At 44.3% G+C, this 22,230-nt stretch carries 21 protein-coding genes; 7 read left to right on the top strand and 14 right to left on the bottom strand.

The features are described from left to right. Positions 1-185: 185 nt before the first annotated feature. Positions 186-1,478, bottom strand: coding sequence for a TMEM143 family protein (locus QME20_RS11980; protein ID WP_168462774.1), 1,293 nt, complete (start codon positions 1,476-1,478; stop codon positions 186-188). Positions 1,479-1,687: 209 nt separating this feature from the next. Between QME20_RS11980 and QME20_RS11975 the strand changes: the two genes are divergently transcribed. Next, positions 1,688-1,816 (top strand): hypothetical protein, encoded by a 129-nt coding sequence (locus QME20_RS11975; protein ID WP_281715981.1) that lies wholly within the window; start codon positions 1,688-1,690, stop codon positions 1,814-1,816. A gap of 33 nt (positions 1,817-1,849) precedes the next feature. After that, complete coding sequence (locus tag QME20_RS11970) at positions 1,850-2,986, top strand: PAS domain-containing methyl-accepting chemotaxis protein (protein ID WP_281715980.1); 1,137 nt, start codon at positions 1,850-1,852, stop codon at positions 2,984-2,986. Between the two features lie 131 nt (positions 2,987-3,117). Here QME20_RS11970 and QME20_RS11965 read toward each other — a convergent pair whose 3' ends face one another. Continuing rightward, positions 3,118-3,441 carry a DUF3718 domain-containing protein gene (locus QME20_RS11965; protein WP_061484811.1) on the bottom strand — a complete coding sequence of 108 codons (324 nt, stop codon included), beginning with the start codon at positions 3,439-3,441 and terminating at the stop codon, positions 3,118-3,120. 322 nt (positions 3,442-3,763) lie between these two features. Between QME20_RS11965 and QME20_RS11960 the strand changes: the two genes are divergently transcribed. Next, positions 3,764-4,351 (top strand): YigZ family protein, encoded by a 588-nt coding sequence (locus QME20_RS11960; protein WP_168462775.1) that lies wholly within the window; start codon positions 3,764-3,766, stop codon positions 4,349-4,351. Between the two features lie 145 nt (positions 4,352-4,496). Here QME20_RS11960 and QME20_RS11955 read toward each other — a convergent pair whose 3' ends face one another. The 3 genes from QME20_RS11955 to QME20_RS11945 all read right to left on the bottom strand — a co-directional run bounded on the left by QME20_RS11955 (position 4,497) and on the right by QME20_RS11945 (position 7,949). Continuing rightward, on the bottom strand, positions 4,497-5,033 hold the full coding sequence (locus tag QME20_RS11955) for a redoxin domain-containing protein (RefSeq protein ID WP_014975770.1): 537 nt from the start codon (positions 5,031-5,033) through the stop codon (positions 4,497-4,499). Positions 5,034-5,353: 320 nt separating this feature from the next. Next, positions 5,354-7,300: a M1 family metallopeptidase gene (locus QME20_RS11950; protein WP_168462776.1), complete on the bottom strand. Its 1,947-nt coding sequence runs from the start codon at positions 7,298-7,300 to the stop codon at positions 5,354-5,356. Between the two features lie 220 nt (positions 7,301-7,520). Next, entirely contained in the window at positions 7,521-7,949 is a 429-nt protein-coding gene (locus QME20_RS11945; RefSeq protein WP_168462777.1) for an organic hydroperoxide resistance protein, read from the bottom strand. A 138-nt stretch (positions 7,950-8,087) separates the two neighbouring features. On the opposite strand from QME20_RS11945, the gene QME20_RS11940 reads away from it, so the two are divergent. The 3 genes from QME20_RS11940 to QME20_RS11930 all read left to right on the top strand — a co-directional run bounded on the left by QME20_RS11940 (position 8,088) and on the right by QME20_RS11930 (position 10,128). Next, entirely contained in the window at positions 8,088-8,531 is a 444-nt protein-coding gene (locus tag QME20_RS11940; RefSeq protein WP_049586214.1) for a MarR family transcriptional regulator, read from the top strand. A 348-nt stretch (positions 8,532-8,879) separates the two neighbouring features. After that, positions 8,880-9,554, top strand: coding sequence for a hemolysin III family protein (locus tag QME20_RS11935; protein ID WP_168462778.1), 675 nt, complete (start codon positions 8,880-8,882; stop codon positions 9,552-9,554). Positions 9,555-9,600: 46 nt separating this feature from the next. Next, entirely contained in the window at positions 9,601-10,128 is a 528-nt protein-coding gene (locus tag QME20_RS11930) for a hypothetical protein (RefSeq protein ID WP_049586212.1), read from the top strand. A gap of 100 nt (positions 10,129-10,228) precedes the next feature. Here the strand turns inward: QME20_RS11930 and QME20_RS11925 are convergent, their stop codons facing one another. The 4 genes from QME20_RS11925 to QME20_RS11910 all read right to left on the bottom strand — a co-directional run bounded on the left by QME20_RS11925 (position 10,229) and on the right by QME20_RS11910 (position 13,641). Beyond that, on the bottom strand, positions 10,229-11,170 hold the full coding sequence (locus QME20_RS11925; RefSeq protein ID WP_014975764.1) for a hypothetical protein: 942 nt from the start codon (positions 11,168-11,170) through the stop codon (positions 10,229-10,231). A 17-nt stretch (positions 11,171-11,187) separates the two neighbouring features. After that, positions 11,188-11,946 (bottom strand): hypothetical protein, encoded by a 759-nt coding sequence (locus QME20_RS11920; RefSeq protein WP_168462779.1) that lies wholly within the window; start codon positions 11,944-11,946, stop codon positions 11,188-11,190. Continuing rightward, on the bottom strand, positions 11,946-12,476 hold the full coding sequence (locus tag QME20_RS11915) for an RNA polymerase sigma factor (protein ID WP_168462780.1): 531 nt from the start codon (positions 12,474-12,476) through the stop codon (positions 11,946-11,948). Before QME20_RS11915 ends, QME20_RS11920 begins: the two co-directional genes overlap by 1 nt. Positions 12,477-12,732: 256 nt before the next feature. After that, positions 12,733-13,641: a hydrogen peroxide-inducible genes activator gene (locus QME20_RS11910; protein ID WP_014948406.1), complete on the bottom strand. Its 909-nt coding sequence runs from the start codon at positions 13,639-13,641 to the stop codon at positions 12,733-12,735. Positions 13,642-13,975: 334 nt separating this feature from the next. Between QME20_RS11910 and QME20_RS11905 the strand changes: the two genes are divergently transcribed. Then, positions 13,976-14,953, top strand: a complete 978-nt coding sequence (locus QME20_RS11905; RefSeq protein WP_014975760.1) for a universal stress protein — start codon at positions 13,976-13,978, stop codon at positions 14,951-14,953. A gap of 94 nt (positions 14,954-15,047) precedes the next feature. Here the strand turns inward: QME20_RS11905 and QME20_RS11900 are convergent, their stop codons facing one another. The 5 genes from QME20_RS11900 to QME20_RS11880 form a co-directional block, all read right to left on the bottom strand. Continuing rightward, positions 15,048-16,319 (bottom strand): inorganic phosphate transporter, encoded by a 1,272-nt coding sequence (locus tag QME20_RS11900; RefSeq protein WP_014978444.1) that lies wholly within the window; start codon positions 16,317-16,319, stop codon positions 15,048-15,050. 340 nt (positions 16,320-16,659) lie between these two features. Beyond that, positions 16,660-17,376, bottom strand: a complete 717-nt coding sequence (gene phoU, locus QME20_RS11895; protein ID WP_014948403.1) for a phosphate signaling complex protein PhoU — start codon at positions 17,374-17,376, stop codon at positions 16,660-16,662. A 150-nt stretch (positions 17,377-17,526) separates the two neighbouring features. Then, complete coding sequence (gene pstB / locus QME20_RS11890) at positions 17,527-18,333, bottom strand: phosphate ABC transporter ATP-binding protein PstB (protein WP_014948402.1); 807 nt, start codon at positions 18,331-18,333, stop codon at positions 17,527-17,529. Positions 18,334-18,348: 15 nt separating this feature from the next. Continuing rightward, positions 18,349-19,908 carry a phosphate ABC transporter permease PstA gene (gene pstA / locus QME20_RS11885; RefSeq protein ID WP_049586204.1) on the bottom strand — a complete coding sequence of 520 codons (1,560 nt, stop codon included), beginning with the start codon at positions 19,906-19,908 and terminating at the stop codon, positions 18,349-18,351. After that, positions 19,901-22,078 (bottom strand): ABC transporter permease subunit, encoded by a 2,178-nt coding sequence (locus QME20_RS11880; RefSeq protein WP_049586203.1) that lies wholly within the window; start codon positions 22,076-22,078, stop codon positions 19,901-19,903. The genes pstA and QME20_RS11880 overlap by 8 nt, the downstream gene beginning before the upstream one ends. Positions 22,079-22,230: the final 152 nt, after the last annotated feature.

Below are 22,230 nucleotides of genomic sequence, written 5' to 3'. Positions count from 1 at the left end.
ATGTTGATCAACGCATCATACAGCAACTATAGAGATTTTGTGGTTTTATGACAATGGATTGATAGCGTAATTGTTCGTTTGAAATAGTTATTTCTGCGTACTGCTCATCGAGAAAACTGATGTCATAAAGAATACACTGTGGAATATGCTAGCTCGCTTTGAATAGAGGCCGAGGTAAGCGCAAATTAAACAGGCTGATAAATATTATCCCAGTAGTCATCAAGTATCTTCACAGCATCGTTAAGCGCCCGCGCCACAAAAATATCGCCGTATTGTTCGACTAGTTCCATGTCCATCAGCTTATTAATAGCGTCAGTAACGTCGAAATCGAGCGCACAATCAAGCTCTTCTGAAAAGTAACTTTCTATTACACTATCGAGCGTTGCTAATGTCATTCCACCAGCGGCAATCTCGCGCTCTGCACGCACCGCGCAGAATGCAGCTCCACCTTCTACAGACACTTCACTACATTTCAGCAAAAATGTATAAGCCAACAAAGCTTCTTTGCAGTCCTCTTCCTCTGCTGCATCAATTAACGTATGAAACACGCCTGCATTATTGTCTAAATTTTTAAAATAGAGATTGTCAGACAAGGCTTTCATAAACCTGATTTTTCTGTTTTTAAACTTTGTCCATTCCTTAAAGATAAAGCTGCCGAATACACCCATGCCAATACCAAAAGTTATTAGGCTTTGCTTAGTCAATTCCACTTCATCGTCTTTAAAGCCAAGCCAAAAGGCCAGAAAAGATGCCATGAGAAGTAGCGATGCGCCTAACTTAGTCACTAGCACCACGGTGCCACCTATTGCCGCCGATGCACTAATGATCAACTTATCTAGCGGACGCATTTTCACTTCACTATTGGGAAACAGCATCTCCAAGTCTGCTTTAGGTACGTTTTGGAAAAGCTTTACTATGGTGGAACCAGGTTTAAAGGTAACTGGCGTTTGCCCTTTCTCTTTGAAGTAGGCTTCATCTTTAAAAGTGATATAAACAGCCACTTTGTCGTAGTTGGTAAATGACACCTGCTTTTTTCGCAACCCGAAAAAAGCACGCAGCGTTTCAGTTTTTACCGACTCGCCCCGTCGATAAAACACCACATCTTCAAAGTCTTCGAAGCTAACCGCAAGGCGCACTTTAAACAGCGACTCTTCGTTTAATGCTGCTTCTAAATCTTCGTTTGTGACTTTTTCAAAATTGGCTGCGTTTAATAGATTGGCAAACGCACTCGAAAACGCCTTTTGGCTTTGCTTTCTCGTAGCTTCACTTGAAGGTGTAAGATCGCGGGTGTCTTTGTTTGGGTCAAAATCGTTATAGCTATCTTTCAGACCCTCAAGTTGCTCATGATATTGATAGTGTATGCGATTAACGAGCAATGTTGAGAACGTACGAAAAAGAGTCCTCTCTTGCACAATTACGTTTTCACACAATCTACTAACATCATGTTTGCGAAATGGGATAAAGCGTTCTAATGGCATCGAGTGGTCTTATTAGTTCGAATGTTTCTTGTTAGATAAAAATAGTTACCGTACTGTAACAATGAAAACAATCACTTATAAATAAATTAAGCCTAATTGATAATGCCTTAGACATAGGCTTCGCCTAATGTCTAAACGACATAAATGTTAAATGTAGTTAACTTAGACTACACCAATTCTTAATTATACTTGTAATTTTCGGAGACGTTATGTTCGTATCAAGTTCTCGATACAATAATGACATTTCGGCTCTTAGGGACGAGAGCCAAGGCTTGCTTGGTACGCTGGATGCGTTCAAAAACACAATGGCCTATGCCATCTATAGTACTGATGGATAGTGCACATTTGCCTCTCCCGTATTACTTTCCATTTTGGATTACCCAAATTCAACCGCAACGTCGTTTTCCCATGCGGCAATGCGCGTTGAAGGTGTTGAACCTGAGTCACAGTACAAGTCGTTTTGGCAACACTTGGTCAATGGCGGCAGCTTTAGCGACACGGTTGCAAGAAAATCGGCATTAGGTGAAACGAAGTGGCTTAAGGCAAGCTACGTAGCGGTGAATAAGCATGGCGTTACAGAAATTCATGCCATTTACCACGATATCACTGAACATGAAAATGCTTATTTTGCCGGTAAAGCAGTGACTGACGCACTAAACAAGTCGATGGCGGTAATTGAGTTTCATCCTGATGGAACAATTATCACGGCAAATGAGAATTTTACTGCAACAGTGAAATACAGTTTGGCCGACATTCAAGGTAAACACCATCGCATGTTCTGTCGCGATAAGTTTTATCAAGAAAATCCTAATTTTTGGGATAACCTTGCCCGCGGTAATTTCTCTTCAGACCAGTTTGAGCGCGTAGATGCGCACGGTAACGCATTGTGGTTGGAAGCAACGTACAACCCCGTGTTTGACGCTTCGGGCCGAGTAGTAAAAGTTATTAAATTTGCATCTAACATTACCGATGCAATTAACGAAAAGAATGCAATCGCACAGGCGGCGGAACTCGTAGTATCAACGGCAGAAGAGACGTCTCAAATTGCCCATGAAGGAGCCTCGTCACTTCAACGAAGCGTTGAGATTTTCAATACAGCCATGTTAGAAGTTGAGCAAACCAATCAACTTATGCACGAATTGAGTGAGCAATCGCTAAAAATTGAAACCATTGTGACAACGATTAGTGGCATTGCTGAGCAAACCAACCTTTTAGCACTAAATGCCGCTATTGAAGCTGCACGTGCAGGCGATCAAGGTAGAGGATTTGCTGTAGTAGCAGATGAAGTGAGGCAGCTAGCGCAACGTACCAGCGATTCGACTGTGGAGATTGAAAGTGTAGTGGCAGAGAACAGAAAGCTTGCTGACAAATCCACGAAGAAAATGGCAGGCGTTAAAGACAGTGTTGACCAAAATAGTCAACAGATTGCGCAAGTGCAAAGCATTATTGATGAAATTCAAAAAGGCGCATTGAATGTATCTGAAACTGTATCAGGTATTCTACGCTAGCAGTTATGTTAAATTAGTAAAAAGGGCTGTTGTATCATCAACAGCCCTTTTTTTTCAACCCGCTTTTTCACACAGCCGATTTTTCGCGTACGCATACGTACAAGCCTAGCACCGTTTAATTGTGGGGGGGGTTATTTTGCGTGCACCACGCTAGCAATCTGCTGCTGTTGAATATTCAGGTACTTCTTGATGCTTTCCCCGTTCTTGCCATATTGATCAACAAACGCAGCGACAGATAGTCCGTTACACGTCATGTCCTGTGCTACGTACTTTTTATCTAGTGCAGATTCCTTAATTTGTTCATGAAGCTTCCACTTGTTCCCGGTAGCGGCAGCAACGCAAAGGTTAGAGGTGACCGAATCGTCGGTAGGCTTAAATTCTACAGAAGCTAAAGCACTTCCGGTGAACACAGAGGCAAGAGCAACAATAGCGATAGCAGTAATACGTGATTTCATAGCATGATTTCCTTATTGGGACGAAGTTACGTTGTTGTGGCGTTACGCCTTGGCCACACTCATATTCACTATTACAATCACTGCGCCAACTTTAAAAAGCTATTTAAATTCAGAAACTTAACTACAAACCCAGAAATAAACACCCTCTAGAACAGTAAACGAAATACGACCTTTCAAGATAATTCGCCAAATAGTAGTATTTTTGACCACTGCGTTCTATCTGAGCCTATCGTCGTCTAAAATTTCGTTTTATTGAGCGATAAAACACACTGCTTACCTTATTTGGCTTAAATAAAAAATTGTCTTAGCTTACAATGCGCTGATGACTTATCCCGTTCCAGCTAAACAGGTTGAAACCCTGTACGAAATTAAGAAAAGCAAATTCATTGCTTGTGCCAGCTTTGCAAATTCTCGTGAAAGTGCAATGGCGCTTTTAGATAGTGTGAAACAACGGTATCCCGACGCCAGACACCATTGCTGGGCTTATGTTTTTGGCAACCCTAACTCGCCAAGTAGCGCGGCGATGGCTGATGACGGCGAGCCTAGCGGCACTGCCGGTAAACCCATATTAAATGTACTCCAGCACAAAGATATCGGCGACATCATGATTATTGTCACGCGGTATTTTGGCGGAATTAAATTAGGTGCGGGTGGATTGGTAAGGGCGTACTCGGCTGCAGCACAGCAAGCCATAGATGCTCTTGAGATAAGACAAGAGATAAAGCTGGAACCGCTTAGCGTAGACATCGATTTCAAACACGAGCAGTTTGTACGTCACTTGGTAGAGCAAGCTCAAGGTAAAATTGCGAACTGTAACTATGGAAGCAGTGTGGTAATAAATGTTGAGCTACCTTTAGATGCACTGGAAGACTTTAAAAAGCAGATGGCCCCCATTGCTTTTTCAGTGTAAGTTGAAAACGAGTAAGCAATAGAAAACAACAAGCAAGCGATAAAATTAAGACTAGCTTTTGACGGTTTCTATATGTAAATAAAAAAGGCTCTGAAAACCACCAGAGCCTTACCTTTTAATCACACATAACTAGGGCCTGTTAACCTTATCCTTTAAAGGTGCCTCGAATGGGGTAGTTGTTATCCGGGTTACGTATAAACTCCAAGCCTGATACGAGTTGCTCTAAGTCAGGGCGCACAAACGGCGCGTTTGCTATTTCAGCAATATGAATGTCGTTTTTTTCATTCACTACAAATAGCGCAGGTTCAGCAAAATTGTGGTCGGTTTCTTTATCTGAGCGCGGCTTGGAGATGTATAGCCCAAGTTTTTCCATATCTTCTTGCGAGAGACCGTAAGCAATAGGGAACGTAATCGACAGGTCGTCTAGATGCTCATCGAGCTGTGCTTTGCTGTCACCACTTACAGCCACCAAATCAATATTGAGCTCACGTAGACGACCTTTATAATCTTCTAATTTGTTCAGGAATTTAGTACATATTGGGCAGTGTTTACCGCGATAAACAACCACCATTTTCCAATCACATCCCTCTTCTTTATTGGTAAGCGACACCGTTTCCCCTGTGGATAGGGTTGCTGAGACATCGGGAAATGTCGTTGCTGGATGCATTTTTTGCGTATACATAAAAACTCCTTAAAGTCGGTTTAATCCTTCAAAGTACAAGCGAGATCGCGATAAGCTGCTTTGTACAGATACACATCAAAGTAAAATTCTATACGTTGTACCCAACTTTCAGATCGTTTATTTGAACAATTGTTCAAATTTTTATTATTTTTCCTCTCGCGTTTTCTATACCAGTGACAGACACAAAAATAGCAGCTCAATTGAGCTGCTTTTATTTTTTAGCCAAGTAACGGTAATCTACAAACGTAGACCTTTACTGTCGTTATCACAAAAACGAAGGTCTTCTTATCAAGACCGGTTCGCATGAGTCTAATAAAGTCTTAGTTCACATAGCCTTCATTAGCTTTCACTGTAAGTGGGTGATAGCCCGGTTTCGCTTCTTCAAATGCGCGTTTAGCAAACGCCTTGCCTTCAGATGTTTTTGATAGCTCACGATAAAGGGGCTTAACAAGCTTATTGCGCCCTATCGACACCAAGTAGCTATACAAACGATCATAGGCAGGCTGATAGTTATTCTCTACTGCGATCATCAACCAGCTATGAGCAATTTCGTTGTTTTTAGTCGAGGTGAGTGAAAACGCTGAATCTAGCTCAGCCAGCTGTGCGTTGCTTAGCGATTCAGGCATGTTGTTTAGAAAATATAGCCACTCGTGTACAGTCCACTGCGCGGTTTCAATATCCGCCGCTTTCACGTCGCCAGAAAGCCAAGCGCTTCGTGTGTCATCGATTTTAGTGAACGCATCAGATTCTGGCTGTGGCGCCCCCTCGGGAATGCCTGGTTCAAAAATCCACGTTTGGATGCGCTCCGCGTCTAGCTTATCTGGATACTGCTTTAACAAGGTATCATCTAAATAAGCAATAAACGTGTCGGTAGTAATGCTCTTAAAAGCAAAGTCTTTAAAGTACTGCATTAAGAAAGCATCAAAGTTTTCTCGGCCAATCTTTTGTTCAATTTCACGTAAGAACAGTGCGCCTTTTTCATAAGGAATATTTGAGAAAACATCGTCCGGATTGCGACCACGAAGGTCGATAGCCAGGATCTCATCATTTTCCTCTAATGCAGCAACATCATTCTCCAGGTCTTGATAACCGAGCACCGCTTCTTTTTTAAAACGATCGTGACCGTAGATCATTTCCATAATTCGGTAAGTTAAGTAGGTTGTGAAGCCCTCGTTTAACCACAGATCACGCCATGTAGCGTTTGTTACCGTGTTACCAGACCAGCTGTGCGCCAGTTCATGAGCAATCAATGAAACCAAGCTTTTATCACCAGCAATGACCGTTGGGGTGATAAACGACAAACGAGGGTTTTCCATACCACCAAACGGGAATGACGGTGGTAGAATTAGCAGATCGTAACGGTCCCATTGGTAAGGTCCATAGGTTTCTTCTGTTACTTCTAACATCGCCTCTGTATCTTCAAATTCTTTCGCTGCACTTTCAAGTAGCGCAGGCTCAGCATACACACCGGTACGCTCACCCATGGCTTTAAATTCTAAATCACCTATTGCCAACGCGATAAGATACGAAGGGATAGGCTGCGGCATAGTGAACTCATATTCACCATCGCGCTCGGTGGTAGGATCGTTTGACGCACTCATCACCGCCAACAGCGCTTCAGGTGTCTTAATGGTCGCGTCATACGTTACGCGTACTTGCGGTGAGTCTTGAAGCGGAATGAAGCTTCGCGCGTGAACCGCTTGCGCTTGGGTAAACAGAAACGGGTGCTTTTTACCTGCAGTTTGCGCTGGCGTTAACCATTGTACGCCAGACGCATCAGGTGAAGTTGAATACGCAACCGTTACTGCGTTTGCGGAACTAGGTAACGTAATCATAAGAGGTGTACCTAAATCTGGGTCAACCTCTCCCATGTCAAACGGAACACTTTCACCGTCTACGGTAACACTTTGAATGTCCAATGCTCGCGTATCTAAAACCAATGTGTTGTTGTCGGGCTTTTCACGCTTTACATCAAGCGTTACGTCGCCAACAAGCTGCTTGGTCTCAAAGTTTGCAGTTAGGTTTAGGCTGAGATGGGTAACCCGAATCTCATTAGGGTTCGCGAAGGAGTGATAATCTACCCCAGAGGCAATAGCCGCGTCAGCTTGGTTTGCTACCGCAACATTTTGTGCTTCAGTGTCTGAAGTCGAGCCTACGCTGACGGCTTGATCTTTGTCTGTCTTGGCTGCGTCTACATTGCTGTTGTCGCTGCATGCGAACAGAACAGGCGCGCATACGAATGTAGCCAGTAATCCGTATTTTTTCATATAACTTCCTAAAGGATGATTGATACGATCTCAGTGTATCAATCTGTTATATGACTGGCGACTCTAATTCGAAGAGCTGCGTTGTAACTGCGCTATATTTCGAAAAGCAGTAAGGGTTATCGTGAATAAGTGCAGGACAGCTACGCCATCTGACGAAGGCGTAGCTATCTGACGAGGGCATTAACTATCTTCGTTAACCGCTGACTCGTTTGCCGTTCAATTAAGCAAGGCTAATATCTACTTCAATGTTACCGCGGGTCGCATTTGAGTATGGGCATACTTGATGCGCAGTTTCCACCAAGCCTTGCGCTTGTGCTTTGTCCATATCGCCCAAATCTACCGTCAGTTTTACTGCAATAGCAAAGCCTTGTTCAATAGGTCCAATTGCAACGTTGCCAGTTACACTAATGTCATCGGCCAGCTTAATTTTTTGCGATGCAGCCACATGCTTAAGTGCACCGATAAAGCACGCCGAATAGCCCGCTGCGAACATTTGTTCAGGGTTCGTCCCTTCTCCACCTGCACCGCCCAATTCTTTAGGTGTAGAGAGTTTAAGGTCTAGCTTACCATCACTTGATTTCACTGTTCCTTCACGACCACCCGTTGCTGTTGCACTTCCGGTATAAACGACTTGTTGAAGTTTATGCATGTTACTCTCCTCATAGGTTTATTTAAACAACTACTTTGCATGCAAAATAAATTATCACCAAACCAACTTGCAGATCAAGTGTTTTGTATGCAAAATATTATTGTTAAGAAAAAGCCTTACCGATAAGGGTTAAGCATCATGTCAGAATTATTGAAGTTGGAAAATCAGCTTTGCCACCGTTTTTATACGCTGTCGAATGCATTCACTCGTGCTTACCGCCCCCTTCTTAAAGCGCTGGATATCACCTATCCTCAATATGTGACTTTAATGGCGCTATGGGAAAACGATGGCATTACTATTGCCGAGCTTCTGGAGAGAACGGCCATAGACGGTGGTGCTATGTCGCTGATTCTCAAAAAGCTACAAGACAAAGGCTTTTTAGTTGTCACTAAAGATAAAGCCGACAAACGCGTTAAGCGCGTTCAACTCACTGAAACGGGCAAGAAGGAGAAAGCCATAGCAGAAGACGTGCCTGTGCAAATGCTCTGCAAGCTTAATGGCATGACTGCAGATGAAAGCCGCACGTTAAAAGTCCTACTGGACAAATTAGGCGGCTGTTTTGAGAATGCAGATTTAAACTAGTCCGGATAGATAATCACCACTCAGCCCTACATTCCCAAGCATTGCTAGGAAACTTGCCAGCGCCTTGTGAGTGGGCAATTATCTATGCGTATTGGTATTTTAACCTCTTTTTGTAATCTGATTGTCATCAGATTATTGACGTTTTCTGTTATTATTTTCGCATTGAGCGAACAAGTGTGCGCTATAATTGTCCTAATGGACGTAGTAGGGAAAATGCTGAGCTGCACGTTTCAATTGAAAGCGTTAGTCGCTGAAATGATCGCATGTCTTATCGAGAAAGTGCGACAAGAGGCTTTAAGGGCATTTACTACCCATTATTCTTAGAAAGAAAAAAAAACAGGAGCTGTGATGATCCAAGAACAGATTCAGACACAGGCTGTGCCGCAATCAAAAAGCATTCCTGCAAAAGCCTACTCTGTACTGGAAGAGTGGCTGAACAGTATTAGTCATGGGGTTGGCTTTATTGCTGCTATCGTGGGTTTAGTATTTATGTTGTATGGAGCGGAGGATACGCTCGCGTTAACCACTGCAGCTATTTATGGCTCTACACTCATTCTGGTGTTTTTAAGCTCAACCCTTTATCACGCTATTTCCCATCAAAAGGCAAAGGGATGGCTTAAGCTATTTGACCACAGCGCAATATACTTATTGATAGCAGGTACTTACACACCATTGTTACTGGTTTCGATTGGTGGCGTGTTGGGTATTACTATGACCGCGATTATCTGGAGCTTGGCAATTGGCGGCGTGGCGTTTAAGCTCGTCGCGCAGCACCGTTTCCCAAAGGTATCCGTGATGACTTATTTGCTGATGGGATGGATTGCACTGGGTCTTATCTACCCTCTTTATGTCGCCCTTCCCGGTGCTGGCCTATGGTTATTGGTAGCAGGCGGGCTGTGTTTCAGTGTAGGCGTGTGCTTTTACGTGGCAAAAAAGGTAAAGTACACCCATGCAATTTGGCACATGTTCGTGATTGGCGGATGTAGCTGCCACTACTTTTCAATTTATTTTTTTGTCGTTTAACAAAAGGCCCAAATTAAGCTGCTATGCCAAAACCATGTAAAAACTTATGCTAACAAACAAGCAAGACGCCGAGAAAAAGGAAAACAGCACTACGTTGACACCAGGTATTGCGTGGTTTTCACTACACGCAGGACAAATATGCTTGGGTAAAAAGCCCGTTGAAAGTGACTTTGAACGCCTTAAGTCACTGGGTGTTACCCATATTGCAACGGTTCAGACCAGTGAAGAACATGCACCAGTTATACGCGACAGTTCGCTCGCCGTGGGCTTGGAGTGGCTATGGGTTCCCTTTATGCATCCGTCATCGGCGTCGCCAACCGAAGATGTTCACCTTCATCAGTATCTTCACGAGCTCTCTCAAATGCTCAGTGAGGGAGCGAAGATATATTTACACTGCGACGGTTCACAGCACCGCTGTAGTTTATTGTTTTACGCCCTTTGCCACTATTGCCGCGTTCCATCCAATAGTGCATATAACGCTCTGCATAGCTTTGGCGCTAGTGCGGCAAATAACCTTAAGAGATCCGAGCTCACATGGGCAGCAGAATTAGGGCATATTGCACCTAAAATGTAGGCCAATAAAAAGCGCGCCTTCGTTATCAACGTTCATCAACGAAGGCGCGCGTGCTGTTTTAACAAAGCAAAGCGTTCATAAGTGCGCCGAGCTTATTTATTTAAAACTGATAAATATTAGCGTTGGTGAGAAGTTTATTCGCGTCTATTTTTTCTTGAACACAGCGCACTATATCAGCACGAGTAAATACATAAATTCGGTCTTTGCGCTCGCGGCTCTCGTCCATCTCAAAATCTTTCAGCACCATGCTGATATGTTCATTTTCCGGCAGACCGCGTAAGCCTGACCCAAATCTGCATAAGGTCTCGCTCATGCCCGACTCAAAACCGGCCAGAAACGTTTTGTAAGCTTGCTGCTGCTGCGCTTTACGCGCCTCCATTTGTTTAGTCTGCTCTTTTTCAATTGCTTTAAGCTCATCCTTCATGCTTTTTTCTTTCGCTTCTAATTGCTTAAGCTGCTCTCCAGACTGCTCTTTTTGCACGAGTAATTCTTTTTTTCGCGCCTCGTCAGCGTGACGCAATTCGAAGGTAATATCTCGCAGTTCACGCTCTACTTCTCTTGCTTCCCAGGCAAGTTCACGCTGCATGTTGCGCAAGTCGCGTAAGCGACTATTGTTGTCAGCAAACGCCTGAGAAAAACGATGGCTGGTTTCTTCTGCGTAAGCTTCCCACTCTCTGGCTGCTTCAAACACAATGTCATCAACATCACTAAACGAATTTGCAGACGGAACTGGTGGTGCAGGCGGTGCAGGTGGTACGGTGGCAACTAATCCTTCTACCAGCGTTTCTATCTCTCGTACCCAGTTACCGCTTTGGCCTCTTACTGAAAAAGTAAATACCGCCCCCTGCCCAGCAAGATAGCTGGTTTCAATTTGACTCACTCTCCAAGAATCAGTTGCGGCATTTTGTCGTAAGGACGTTTTGAGTACCCCAGACATTATTTCTAATTCATTCGATAGCGTGTCATATTTTTGCGCACTTTGTGCGTTCGCAAGACCACCAGCAGCAGAGCAAAGTAGTAAAGCAGTTAATAAACGTTTCATAATTTCACCTAATTACATTAATCATCTAGCGACGACTGTGGATTGTTTGTTTCATATGGCATGGTTAATGGCACTTCAGAACGGCTGTTAGATAAACTTACCGCGCTGTACCCTATTTCAATGTCATCAATTTCATCCTGGAGACGCGTAAATTGGCGTGCATAGAATCTTTGATCGTCAATACGCTGCTCGTTGATAAATTTAATAAGCTCGGCAAAGTCGTGTTTGCGTTCTTCTCTACTCGACGCTAACAAATACTTAGTAAGCTCTGCACTGCTTTGTTGCTGCTGTGTAGATAGCGCCTGAGCGTATTCTTTGAATAGTGTTTGGTTTGCTTGTTGATAGAAATCACGTTGCTCACCTAAAGCTTTAGCGACTTCTTGTGTCACGCGCTGCTCAACCATTTCATCCACTGTGTTGGCGCTTTTGTTTGAAAACGTAAGCGCTATACCGTTATCGCTATACGACAGCTTTGCGCCGGTGAGTACGGCTAACAGCGCACACGCCGACATGGCCATGGCACACGCTGGCAAGCTAAACCAAGACGACAGCGAACGTGGTTCATCTTTCTTAAAAAAGGTCTGTTCTTTGTCCCACTGGGGAAGTGCCGGAGCAACGAAGCTTGAGCTTGCGCTGTTCAAACGGGCGCTATTTTCTACCGCCTGCGCGAACTCAGCATCTGAATCACACAACGCGTTAAACTGCTTTTCTTGCTCGCTATCAAGCGAGTTGTCCAGATAAGCTGAGAATAAGGCTTCTTTGTCATATAAGGTCATTATTCCAACTCCAACTTCAACTTTGCTAAGGCTGCGTAAAGTCGCGACTTAGCGGTATTTACTGAGATATCCATTTGCTGTGCAATTTCTTCGAACGTGAAGTGGCCGAAGAACTTCAATTCCACCACCGCCTTTTGGCACAAAGGTAGGGTCTGCATAGCCTGCGTTAATGCTCTACTCTCTCTGTCGCTATAAAGCTGCATTTCAGGGCATGGCGCACCGCAAAGTGGCGCCTGTATATCGTCAATGTCAGAATGCGGCTTTCGCTTGCGATACAGTTCAACGCAGCGACAGTGGGCAATGCGATAGAGCCAACTTTTAAAACTGCCCTCACCTTTAAAACAAGCAAGACTGCGAAACACAGAGATAAAAATCTCCTGCATTAAATCTGCTGCATCTTGGCTATTCCCTGTCATTCGAATACCGTATTGATACATAGCGGTTTCGTAGCGAGATATAAGCGTAAACCACGCTTTTTTATTACCCTTTAATGCCTGTTCCACGAGTTTTTCATCTCGTTTATTAAACACGCCGTTCCCCGTTTTTACACTCTGTTTTTTTACTTAACCATTAAGTCGATAAGCTTTGCAAAAAAGTTTGTTTAATTGATAAATAAATTGTCATTTAGGGAATAACGCCAATGAAACTGTGCTTTAAGCGATGGATGAAGAACTTCTTTGGGGTTGGTGCACAAGACAATAATTGATGTCAGCAATAAAAAACGGCTGAACTTACAGGCTCAACCGCTTTAGCTAAATATGAAAGGTAGCGCGCTCAGCGCCTAGCTTATTTTAACGTGGGAATAGGCAGCAGTGGCGAGATAATTTCACCAATACGACGAAACAGCTGCATACGTGTCGTGCCTGAACGCCATACTAAGCCAATCTCACGAAACCCCTGCTCTTCCGCTGGAAAGCTCTTAAGACCCGTGTGCTCAAGAATAGACTGGTTTATCGCAAGTTCAGGTAAGAAGGTGTAGCCCATTTTGCTATTCGCTAATTGCACCAAGGTATATAAGCTGCTTGCCGCTACGCTGCTAATTTGGTCGCTGTGCTGAAGATTGCACGCACTTACCGCATGCCCGGTCATACAGTGCTCTTGCTGAAGTAAGAAAATACTCTTTTTCGGCAAGGTTGAAATGTCGACAGGATTAGGTAGTTGCTCAGCCATATCTTTGTGCGCTATAAGATGGAACGGGTCATGCCCTAAGACCATCTGTTTACACCCTGGTGTTTCCATTGGCAACGCTAGAATAAGTAAGTCTAATCTGCCGTCGGTCAATTGCTGTAGCAACTTCTCCGTTGTGTCTTCCTGCATTTCTAAGTTGATCTCGGGTAAAAATGCAGAAAACGCCCCCATCATGCCTTCAAAAAGAAACGGCGCAATGGTTGGAATAACACCTAATTTTAAGGTGCCTCGCTGCCAATTGCCCGCGTTTTGCGCATACTCAACCAGCTCTCCCGCTTCCTGAAGCAGTACTTTACTGCGTTCAACAATATCTAGTCCCAACGATGTAAACACAAAGGTTTTATGTTCACGCTCAAGAAGTTGGCTTCCGAAGTGCTCTTCAAGGTTCTGAATGGCCGTACTCAATGTTGACTGACTTACGTTACAGCGCTGTGCAGCACGGTGAAAATGTTGCTCTTGATGTAGCGTCACCAAATAGTGCAGGTGCTTAAGATTAGGCCATTTCATGGGCATCTCACAATTATTTAAAAAGGGATTAAAAAATATTGGATTAATCTAACATAAAGATTAAATAGCGCCTAGGGTTGATGCCCATGGTTAACGAGAGCGATCTTCTATTATTCGCAGCTGCACGTATTCAACACCCTAAAAAAGAGGTAGATAATTCTGTTTATTGTGCAATCTATAAGAAGCTTTTGAGAATTTGACATTTCCCGCTGGAAAGCCCCCATAAGTAGCGTTAGGATTAAATTAAAGCGTTATACGCAACATATTTTTACAGCGAAGTAAGACCCGCTCTTGTATCATTCAGTCAATAGAGCGATTAACTATTGAGGGCAGTATGAAAGGACATTATAAGAACATTTTATGTGTATTGAGCGACTCTCATCGTCAAGATGATACGGTAGCCCAAGCACTGCATATCGCCAAAGCGCATCAAGCCTCGCTTACCATTATGCTTTCGTTAGAATCTTTGCCGCCCAACGCCAGTATGGTCATGGAGTCTTTCTCTTATGTTGATTCTCAGCAAACCATGGAAACCCAAGCCCAGCATTGGTTAAAAGAACAAGCGGAAAGCTGGGGAAAACACTATCCTGTGTCTACTGCGGTAACGGTAGGTCAGCCGCTTATTGACGTTGTGCGTTATGTAAAAAAGAACAATATCGATCTAGTAATTAAACGGGCAGAAGAGAGCTTTCTAGATAAGCTATTCGGAAGCTTAGATATGCGTTTATTCCGCAAATGCCCTTGTCCGGTTTGGATCATTAACCACAAGCCTCGCAGTCAGTACAAAAACGTAGTTGCAGCACTGGATTTGAACTATCACTATCCACAGCATGAAGTGTCTATTAGGCGCGATCTTAATCGCGACATTTTGCGTCACGCAAGCCAAATAGCCTTGTTAGAGTTTGCACAGCTACACATTGTTCACGTTTTTGATGCGGTTCCTGAGAACATAGCAAGAGACGGTTTCATATCGGTTGATAACGATAGAATGGAAACCGATCTTGCAAAAATCCATGCCGAGCGTGAATCGGAACTAGACAAATTGCTTGAAGAACTAGGCAATGAATTGGATGACAATGTATTAGAGTATTTGAAACCTCAGAAGCACATTGTTCACGGTTACCCTCGAAGAGAAATTGCAGCCACAACCACATCCCTTGATACCGACATTATTGTTATGGGCACAGTGGCACGTTTAGGTGTGCCTGGCTACATCATGGGCGACACCGCAGAAGAAACTATTCATCAGCTTAAGTGTGCCGTTGTGGGTGTTAAACCCCGTGGCTTTGAAACGCCTATCTCTATTGATTAAAGAAAACATTCCACAAACAAAAAGGCCGTGCTTCACTTCAAGCACGGCCTTTTTTAATTCTTTTCGCTTAATACGAACGTTTGTAAGCGCTGTGTTACGCTACGCCAAACGACGCTTTAAGAATGTAGAAGAAAATAATCGAGAGGATTGCGCCTGCAGGCAACGTAACAATCCACGATACGACGATATTTCTCACAATGCCTAGGTTAAGCGCTGATACACCACGCGCCAGACCTACACCTAGTACCGCTCCTACAAGCGTTTGGGTAGTCGAAATAGGTAAACCCGTACCTGATGCGATAACTACCGTACACGCTGCAGCGAGTTCTGCTGCAAAACCGCGGCTTGGTGTTAAGTGTGTAATACCTTGACCAATGGTCTTGATAACGCGATGTCCAAATAGCGCAAGACCCGCAACAATACCTAAACCACCAAGAGGAAGGATCCAAGGTGCAAGCGTAGTGCTAGAGTTAATTTCGCCGCCACTACTTACTACGCTAACTACCGCAGCCAATGGCCCAATAGCGTTAGCTACATCATTTGAACCGTGGGCAAACGCCATACAACAGGCTGTTACTACCATTAGCAGTGCGAATACTTTCTCAACGTTAGCCGCCTGTAGATCTGCATCTTCAGAACCGCTGAACTTCATACGGCCGATAAACCATTTACCCAAGAAGCCCAACGCTACGGCAATAGCAATCGCCAGCAGATATCCATTAACGGCACTTAGCTCTAAACCAACGTGCTTAAGGCCTTTCTTGATAGTAACAAGCGACATCACAAAACCCGCTAATGCCATATAGAACGGCACATAACGCTTAGCATTTGCAAACGGAGAGGCAGTTTGGAAGATGAGCTTGTGCGCGCTCATGAAAATAAGATAAGCAATGATGCCTGAAATAGCTGGGGTTACTACCCAACTACCAACAATACCACCCACTTTGTCCCATGCTACTGCGTCCATGCTGACGCCAGTGGCAGTAAAACCGATGATTGCACCGATAATTGAGTGAGTGGTAGATACAGGCCACCCCAACCATGACGCTACCGCAAGCCAGATTCCAGCTGCAAGTAGTGATGAGATCATGCCTAATACAAGGTATTCAGGTATGTCTATAAAATAGGTTGAGTCGATAATCCCTTTTCGAATGGTAGACGTTACTTCGCCACCTGCTAGGTAGGCGCCAGCAAACTCAAATATCATAGCAATGATAATGGCTTGTTTTATGGTTAAAGCTTTAGAACCTACTGACGTACCCATTGCGTTGGCAACGTCATTCGCTCCAATACCCCATGCCATGACGAAACCAACGCCGGCGGCAAGGATTATAAGAATTAGGCCATAACTTTCAAAAAATTCCACGGATAATCGCTCCCGATCTAAACGCGATTTAGGCTGGACGCTACTTGAGTAAGTAGCATGATCTCTTCACCACAAAGGCTAGAGAATGAAGTTAAAGACAAATTGTGTTTTATCATAAGGTTCGATTAAATTTTGCACGATCTGTTCTTGGCTGCGGCGCATGATAACGTAATCATGTTAGAAGCCATAGCGAAAATCACTGAAAAACGATAAAAGTATGCGGAATTATTTGAATGCGATGATAAAACCACCAAATATTTCAGTTTTATGACAAATAAATTTCACGAACTTTCATATTTGAATATTACTACGCAAAATAACACTGACCATTTGGACAGGTTTACGTCAAATCTTCCAGCTTTTGCTGCATATTTTCCAGCGGTGTATGTCTAACATCGGTACCGCGAGTGAGATAAACCACATATTCACACACGTTTTTACATCTATCACCAATTCGCTCTAACGAGCGCATTGCCCACAACACATCCAGCCAATCCTGCATGTCGTCAGTGCTTTTCTGCATTTCGGAGGTGGTATACGACAGCAGCCGTTTGTACTCACTGTCAATGCGGTTGTCTTGGTCATACACTTCTAACGCCGCAGCCTCATCCTGACGAGCAAAAGCGTCGAATGTGCCGCGCATCATGGCGGCCACGCGCTCGCCAATAAGTAACATGCTGCTCTTAATGGTATCTGAGCTCGGCAACTTATTGCGCGTTACTAGTTTGGCAATACGCTCGATTTCATCGCCCATTCGCTCTATATCGGTAATGGCTTTGGAAATGGTCATAATTAAACGCAGATCGCTGGCGGTAGGATGACGTTTTGCAATAATGCGCAAGCACTCTTCGTCAATTTGAATTTCCATGGAGTTAATTTTTAAGTCGTTCAACACCACTTTTTCAGCCAGAGCGGCATGATTGTGCTTTACCGCTTTTAACGTATCCACCAGCTGCTGTTCAACTTCGCCCCCCATGGTTAATACCGAGTTACGCAAGTTTTCCAACTCGATATTAAACGTACCCGAAATATGCGTGTTTAAGGCTACCTGTCGCATGGTGTTTTCTCCTCGCGGCGTAAGCATAACGAATAACGACAATCAATCGTGCCGCTACCTGTGGCAGAACTATCGTGACAAACCGCTACATCTTGCCAAATTGAAGCATTACGGCGCAAACCCATGTTAGAACACACACCTACTGCTACGTTATCCATATCGCCCCGTTATGTAGTCTTCGGTTTGCTTCTTCTCTGGCATAGTAAACAGCGTATCGCTGTCTGCATATTCTATCAGCCTGCCCTGATGGAAAAAGGCGGTGTAGTCGCTTACCCTAGCCGCTTGCTGCATGTTGTGCGTCACGATAATAATGGTGCATTGTTTCTTTAATGCATCCATCAGTTCTTCGATAAAAAGCGTGGTCAGAGGGTCAAGGGCCGAGGTGGGTTCATCAAGAAGTAGAATGTCAGGCTTCAACGCTAGTGCTCTTGCAATCACCAAACGCTGCTGCTGACCGCCAGATAAAACATGAGCGGATTCAAATAAACGATCTTTAACCTCGTCCCACAGCGCCGCCTGTTTCAGTGCGCTTTCCACCGCGTCGTCTAAGTGTCGACGAATTTTAACGCCTTGAAGCTTAAGCCCGTAGCACACGTTCTCATAAATGCTCATAGGAAAGGGGTTGGGTCGCTGAAAAACCATGCCCACGTTCGTTCTTAGGCGTGACACATTTACTTTGCGGCTATTGATGTTTTGCCCATCAATAATAATTTCACCATCGTATTTGCAACCGTCATACAAATCGTTAAGGCGATTGAAACAGCTAATGAGTGTAGATTTACCGCAACCACTTTGACCAATTAACGCTGTGATTTTGTTTTTTGGGATCCGCATACTGATGTCGTTTAACACATGCTTGTTGCCAAACCACAGGTTGAGGTTTTTAACCTCTACCGCAGTTTGTTCTTCACCAATGTCGTTAACGTTCAGCGTATTGTGTTCAAACAACTTCAACATGTTACAAAACCTGTATTATCCTTTGAGATAGCGTTTGCGCAGGCGCGCTCTAAGTACAACTGCCAGAATATTTAATACAAACACCACCACGAGTAAAAGCAAGCAAGCGGCAAACATCATGCTTGCGCTCTTTCCATCAGTTTGGCTGTGAAACGCTCCGTCATAAATAAGCACGCCCAAATGCATAAACTGCCTATCAAGGTGGAGATAAGGAAACTCTCCATCTATAGGCAAGGTTGGCGCAAACTTGACCGCCCCCACTAACATAAGTGGCGCTACTTCACCTGCCGCCCTCGCAATCGCCAAAATTACGCCAGTCATAATACCCGGAGACGCAATAGGCAATACGGTACGCACTATAGTCTCAATTTTGGTAGCTCCTAATGCGTAACTGCCCGCTTTCAATCCTTCCGGCACCCTGCGCAAGCCTTCTTCAGTCGCCACAATCACTACAGGTAAGGTCAAAATTGCCATGGTTAAGGCAGCCCAGAAAACGCCAGGGCTTCCCATTGTGGGTGCTGGCAGTGTGTCACTAAACAATAGCTCATCAATACTGCCGCCCAAGGTATAAACAAAGAAACCAAGGCCGAATACGCCGTAAACAATAGAAGGTACACCTGCCATGTTGCTTACACTGACACGAATAATAGTGGTAAGCGCCGTGTTAGGTGCATACTCGCTCAAGTAAATAGCGGCTAATACACCAAAGGGCGTTACGATGATGGTCATTAAAAATACCATGAGTACAGTACCAAACAACGCAGGGAAGACGCCACCTGAGGTATTCGCTTGTTTAGGGGAATCGGTGAGAAAAACACCGATTTCCGAAAACGCCACCTGCCACTTTTCCCATGTACTTAGACGACTGACAAAATCCACATCTTGAATACTAGATATGGGAATAACAAACGGCGTTTCGTCAGCAAAACTTACCAATAAGGTATACTCGGCTCGTGTTGCTTCTAACGCTTCCACACGCTTTTGGTATTCGTCAAACGATGCCACTAAACGCTCTCTTGCTGGCGCGTCGGCAACAACATTACGTTTATCAAATTGAGATAGCGCTTCGTGAATAGGTGCAAGGTGTTGCGTATTTAAATCTTCAATTTGAGCGCTTATTTGGGCCACTTCCTCTAGCACAATGTCAATGTTACCAAGAGGTTGAGGCGGTTTAGATGGCACGACGATGTATTCAGGAATTGCCAACACACGCCTGCCGTCTAACAGTTTTATTTCTGCGCTTTGGTTTGCAAGTAGAGAAGTCTCTATTTCCTCTCGAGATAACTGGACTTGAAAGCCATAAGGATGCTGAGCATCTGAGAACTTAAGTGTCACATCCTCATTTGTCGATTCATCAAATAGGTTCGCAAGCACCGAAAACCTTGTGCCGTCTTGATGCGTACCGGTAACCGTATAGATGGGCTCTGGCCAAAAATATGCCGTACCTCGAAAACTAATAAGTATAAGAATGCTAACTAGCGCAATAAGCAGCAGGCTGGTGAAAAAAGCCGTTAAGCTAATGACTAACGATTGACGCTGTACCGCACTTAACCCAAACGTTGTTCGATTAACCATAGTACGCCCTACTTCTTATACGCTGTCGCAATAGCTCTGCCATGGTGTTTACCAAGAAGGTAAACAGGAACAAAATACACGCGGTGAAAAATAGAATTTGATAGTGCGCCGATGATACATCTGCTTCTGGAAGTTCAATTGCCAAGTTAGCAGTAAGTGCTCGCAAACCTTCTATCAAGCCCCAGCTGGAGATTGGCGTATTCCCCGTCACCATAAGGACTATCATGGTTTCACCAAACGCGCGGCCGAAACCTAGCATAATCGCGGCAACAATACCCGGTAGTGCAACGTGAAGAACAACATGAAGTAAGGTCTGTAATCGTGTGGCGCCTAAAGCAAAAGAGGCGTGTTTTAAATCATTTGGAACGCCGTTTATGGCATCTTCAGCAAGGGAATAGATACTAGGTGATATGGCCACACCTAACGCTAACGCTACCACTATAGTCGTTTTCCCGATGGGACTATCGGACTCGGCCGCAAGCATTGTAAACCCGTCTCCCCCCATTATCGAGAAAATAAGCGAAGGCGCATACTCCACGCTAATAAAACCTAAAAGGAACACTCCGCTTATAGCAAATAGTAGCTCTGCTCCGTGTCTTAGCTTCTTTGGTAAGTATTCCGCAACAGGACGCTGCACCAGGGCAACGACAATAAGCACAAAAGGGATAACGATTAGGAAAAAGGCAAAGGAAAATAAAAACTGCTCAGCTTTTGGCGACAACCAAATAGCCGCGATGAAGCCGATGAGTACACTGGGAATCGCTTCGAGCAATTCGATAGCCGGCTTAATAACGTTGCGAAGGCGGCTTTTAGCAAAAAACGCGGTGTAAATTGCGGCACCGATAGCAACCGGAATAGCAATAAGCAGCGCTAAAAGAGAGGCTTTAATACTGCCTATTAATAGCGGTGTTAAGCTAAACTTTGCCTCTTGAAAATCAGAGGCACTGGTGGTTTGCCATACGGTTTCTTCCGTTTCATACCCTTCGTAGTGCTGCGGTTCAAACAGAGAGGCCCATGTAGTAACGCCGCTTAAGTGCCTGCCTTCCCATACTGATAAGGTGCTATCTGAATAGCCATAAAGCTTATTGCCGTACCAAATGATATTCTCAGCAGAACGCTCTATCTGTTGTGATGCCACTACATCGCCTGATACACGGTTTACCAACAACACTCTTGCTTTATCGGTCAGCACAGCCACCAAGTTCATACTGGCATGTTCTGCCACATCCTTAACGTTCTCTCCTGGTAGCGCTACTTGGTAGGTTTGTTCAAAGGTAAGGCCTTTATCGCTTTTGCTCAGCACCCAGCGAGTAAGTGCCTGTGTATTGCTGTTCATTAGGAAAAAGGTGCGGTCTTTAGCAAGTGGGAATACAATCTTCTCATCTAATGACGCTGTGATGTTTCCTGCTATTGGCAGTAGTGACGCCCCTTCATCCGTGAGCCTATTTAGGTAAAGCGCATCATCCACTTGGAGTAACACGCTCTGACTGCCGGGTAACAATACGAGTCTGTCTATATTATGAAACCGTTTATCCACAACCTGTGTAGGACGAAGCCGATTTACCCAACGGATAAACACTTTATTGTCTTGAACGATAGAAACCACTGCCCATTTTGAGGACAGTGCAATGCTCCAGTCACTGCGTATCTCCCACTCACCTTTGGGAAGCGCGAACGTAATGCTGTTCGACAACGCTGCTTGCGGTGTACTTGTGGCAATATCCTCTGCGCTACCGTCGGTCATATTGAACGATCTGACCGGTAAAACTCTCACTTGGGCGTTGGGAGAAACGTCTACGATATAGTTCTCTCCCATCACACTGTGGGAAGACAGCCTATGCTCGCAAGGACGGATATAATCGTGATTACTTACCAGAGCATCGCCTTTAAGCAACTTTAATCCCAATCGACAGTCAGACTTCCTAACCAGCATTGGCTGACTGTTAATGATGTCGCCTGCGCTGATAATTTTTTCATTATCTGACGTTTTCAAGCTCAACAGATGATTTAAGCTAGGGGTATATGCCAACGGCAGAGCTTGGCTGATTAGATGAGTAATAAGAATAACTAACGTCAACAAAACAAGGCCGCCGAAGCCGGTCACTACATAGCGTGACCACCTGTCGCTTCGCTGGCGTTTTTTGTTTGTGCTGTTGCTGTCGAAAGTCATGCGGCTGTTTAGTAATTCTTATTTTCGAAATTCTTCATTTTTAAGAAGAATAACTCTAAATTGCACTGGTGAGCAGTGTAAGTTTTGTTATGCTAATAGCAAGTGAAAGTTTAAAGCATTACCTTCGCGCAACCTACTCTGCGCCTATGGTA

The organism is Alteromonas sp. CyTr2 (assembly GCF_947311905.1).
GTDB classification, from domain to species: Bacteria; Pseudomonadota; Gammaproteobacteria; order Enterobacterales; family Alteromonadaceae; genus Alteromonas; species Alteromonas macleodii.
The sequence above is the reverse complement of the archived record's forward strand: the minus strand, read 5'-3'. Positions and strand labels throughout refer to the sequence as shown.

Bases quoted from the DNA above. Each gene is read 5' to 3' on its own strand.
- QME20_RS11980 (WP_168462774.1), bottom strand. From the start codon at position 1,478: ATGCCATTAGAACGCTTTATCCCATTTCGCAAACATGATGTTAGTAGA.
- QME20_RS11975 (WP_281715981.1), top strand. From the start codon at position 1,688: ATGTTCGTATCAAGTTCTCGATACAATAATGACATTTCGGCTCTTAGG.
- QME20_RS11965 (WP_061484811.1), bottom strand. From the start codon at position 3,441: ATGAAATCACGTATTACTGCTATCGCTATTGTTGCTCTTGCCTCTGTG.
- QME20_RS11960 (WP_168462775.1), top strand. From the start codon at position 3,764: ATGACTTATCCCGTTCCAGCTAAACAGGTTGAAACCCTGTACGAAATT.
- QME20_RS11955 (WP_014975770.1), bottom strand. From the start codon at position 5,033: ATGTATACGCAAAAAATGCATCCAGCAACGACATTTCCCGATGTCTCA.
- QME20_RS11950 (WP_168462776.1), bottom strand. From the start codon at position 7,300: ATGAAAAAATACGGATTACTGGCTACATTCGTATGCGCGCCTGTTCTG.
- QME20_RS11945 (WP_168462777.1), bottom strand. From the start codon at position 7,949: ATGCATAAACTTCAACAAGTCGTTTATACCGGAAGTGCAACAGCAACG.
- QME20_RS11940 (WP_049586214.1), top strand. From the start codon at position 8,088: ATGTCAGAATTATTGAAGTTGGAAAATCAGCTTTGCCACCGTTTTTAT.
- QME20_RS11935 (WP_168462778.1), top strand. From the start codon at position 8,880: ATGATCCAAGAACAGATTCAGACACAGGCTGTGCCGCAATCAAAAAGC.
- QME20_RS11930 (WP_049586212.1), top strand. From the start codon at position 9,601: ATGCTAACAAACAAGCAAGACGCCGAGAAAAAGGAAAACAGCACTACG.
- QME20_RS11925 (WP_014975764.1), bottom strand. From the start codon at position 11,170: ATGAAACGTTTATTAACTGCTTTACTACTTTGCTCTGCTGCTGGTGGT.
- QME20_RS11920 (WP_168462779.1), bottom strand. From the start codon at position 11,946: ATGACCTTATATGACAAAGAAGCCTTATTCTCAGCTTATCTGGACAAC.
- QME20_RS11910 (WP_014948406.1), bottom strand. From the start codon at position 13,641: ATGAAATGGCCTAATCTTAAGCACCTGCACTATTTGGTGACGCTACAT.
- QME20_RS11905 (WP_014975760.1), top strand. From the start codon at position 13,976: ATGAAAGGACATTATAAGAACATTTTATGTGTATTGAGCGACTCTCAT.
- phoU (WP_014948403.1), bottom strand. From the start codon at position 17,376: ATGCGACAGGTAGCCTTAAACACGCATATTTCGGGTACGTTTAATATC.
- pstB (WP_014948402.1), bottom strand. From the start codon at position 18,333: ATGTTGAAGTTGTTTGAACACAATACGCTGAACGTTAACGACATTGGT.
- pstA (WP_049586204.1), bottom strand. From the start codon at position 19,908: ATGGTTAATCGAACAACGTTTGGGTTAAGTGCGGTACAGCGTCAATCG.
- QME20_RS11880 (WP_049586203.1), bottom strand. From the start codon at position 22,078: ATGACTTTCGACAGCAACAGCACAAACAAAAAACGCCAGCGAAGCGAC.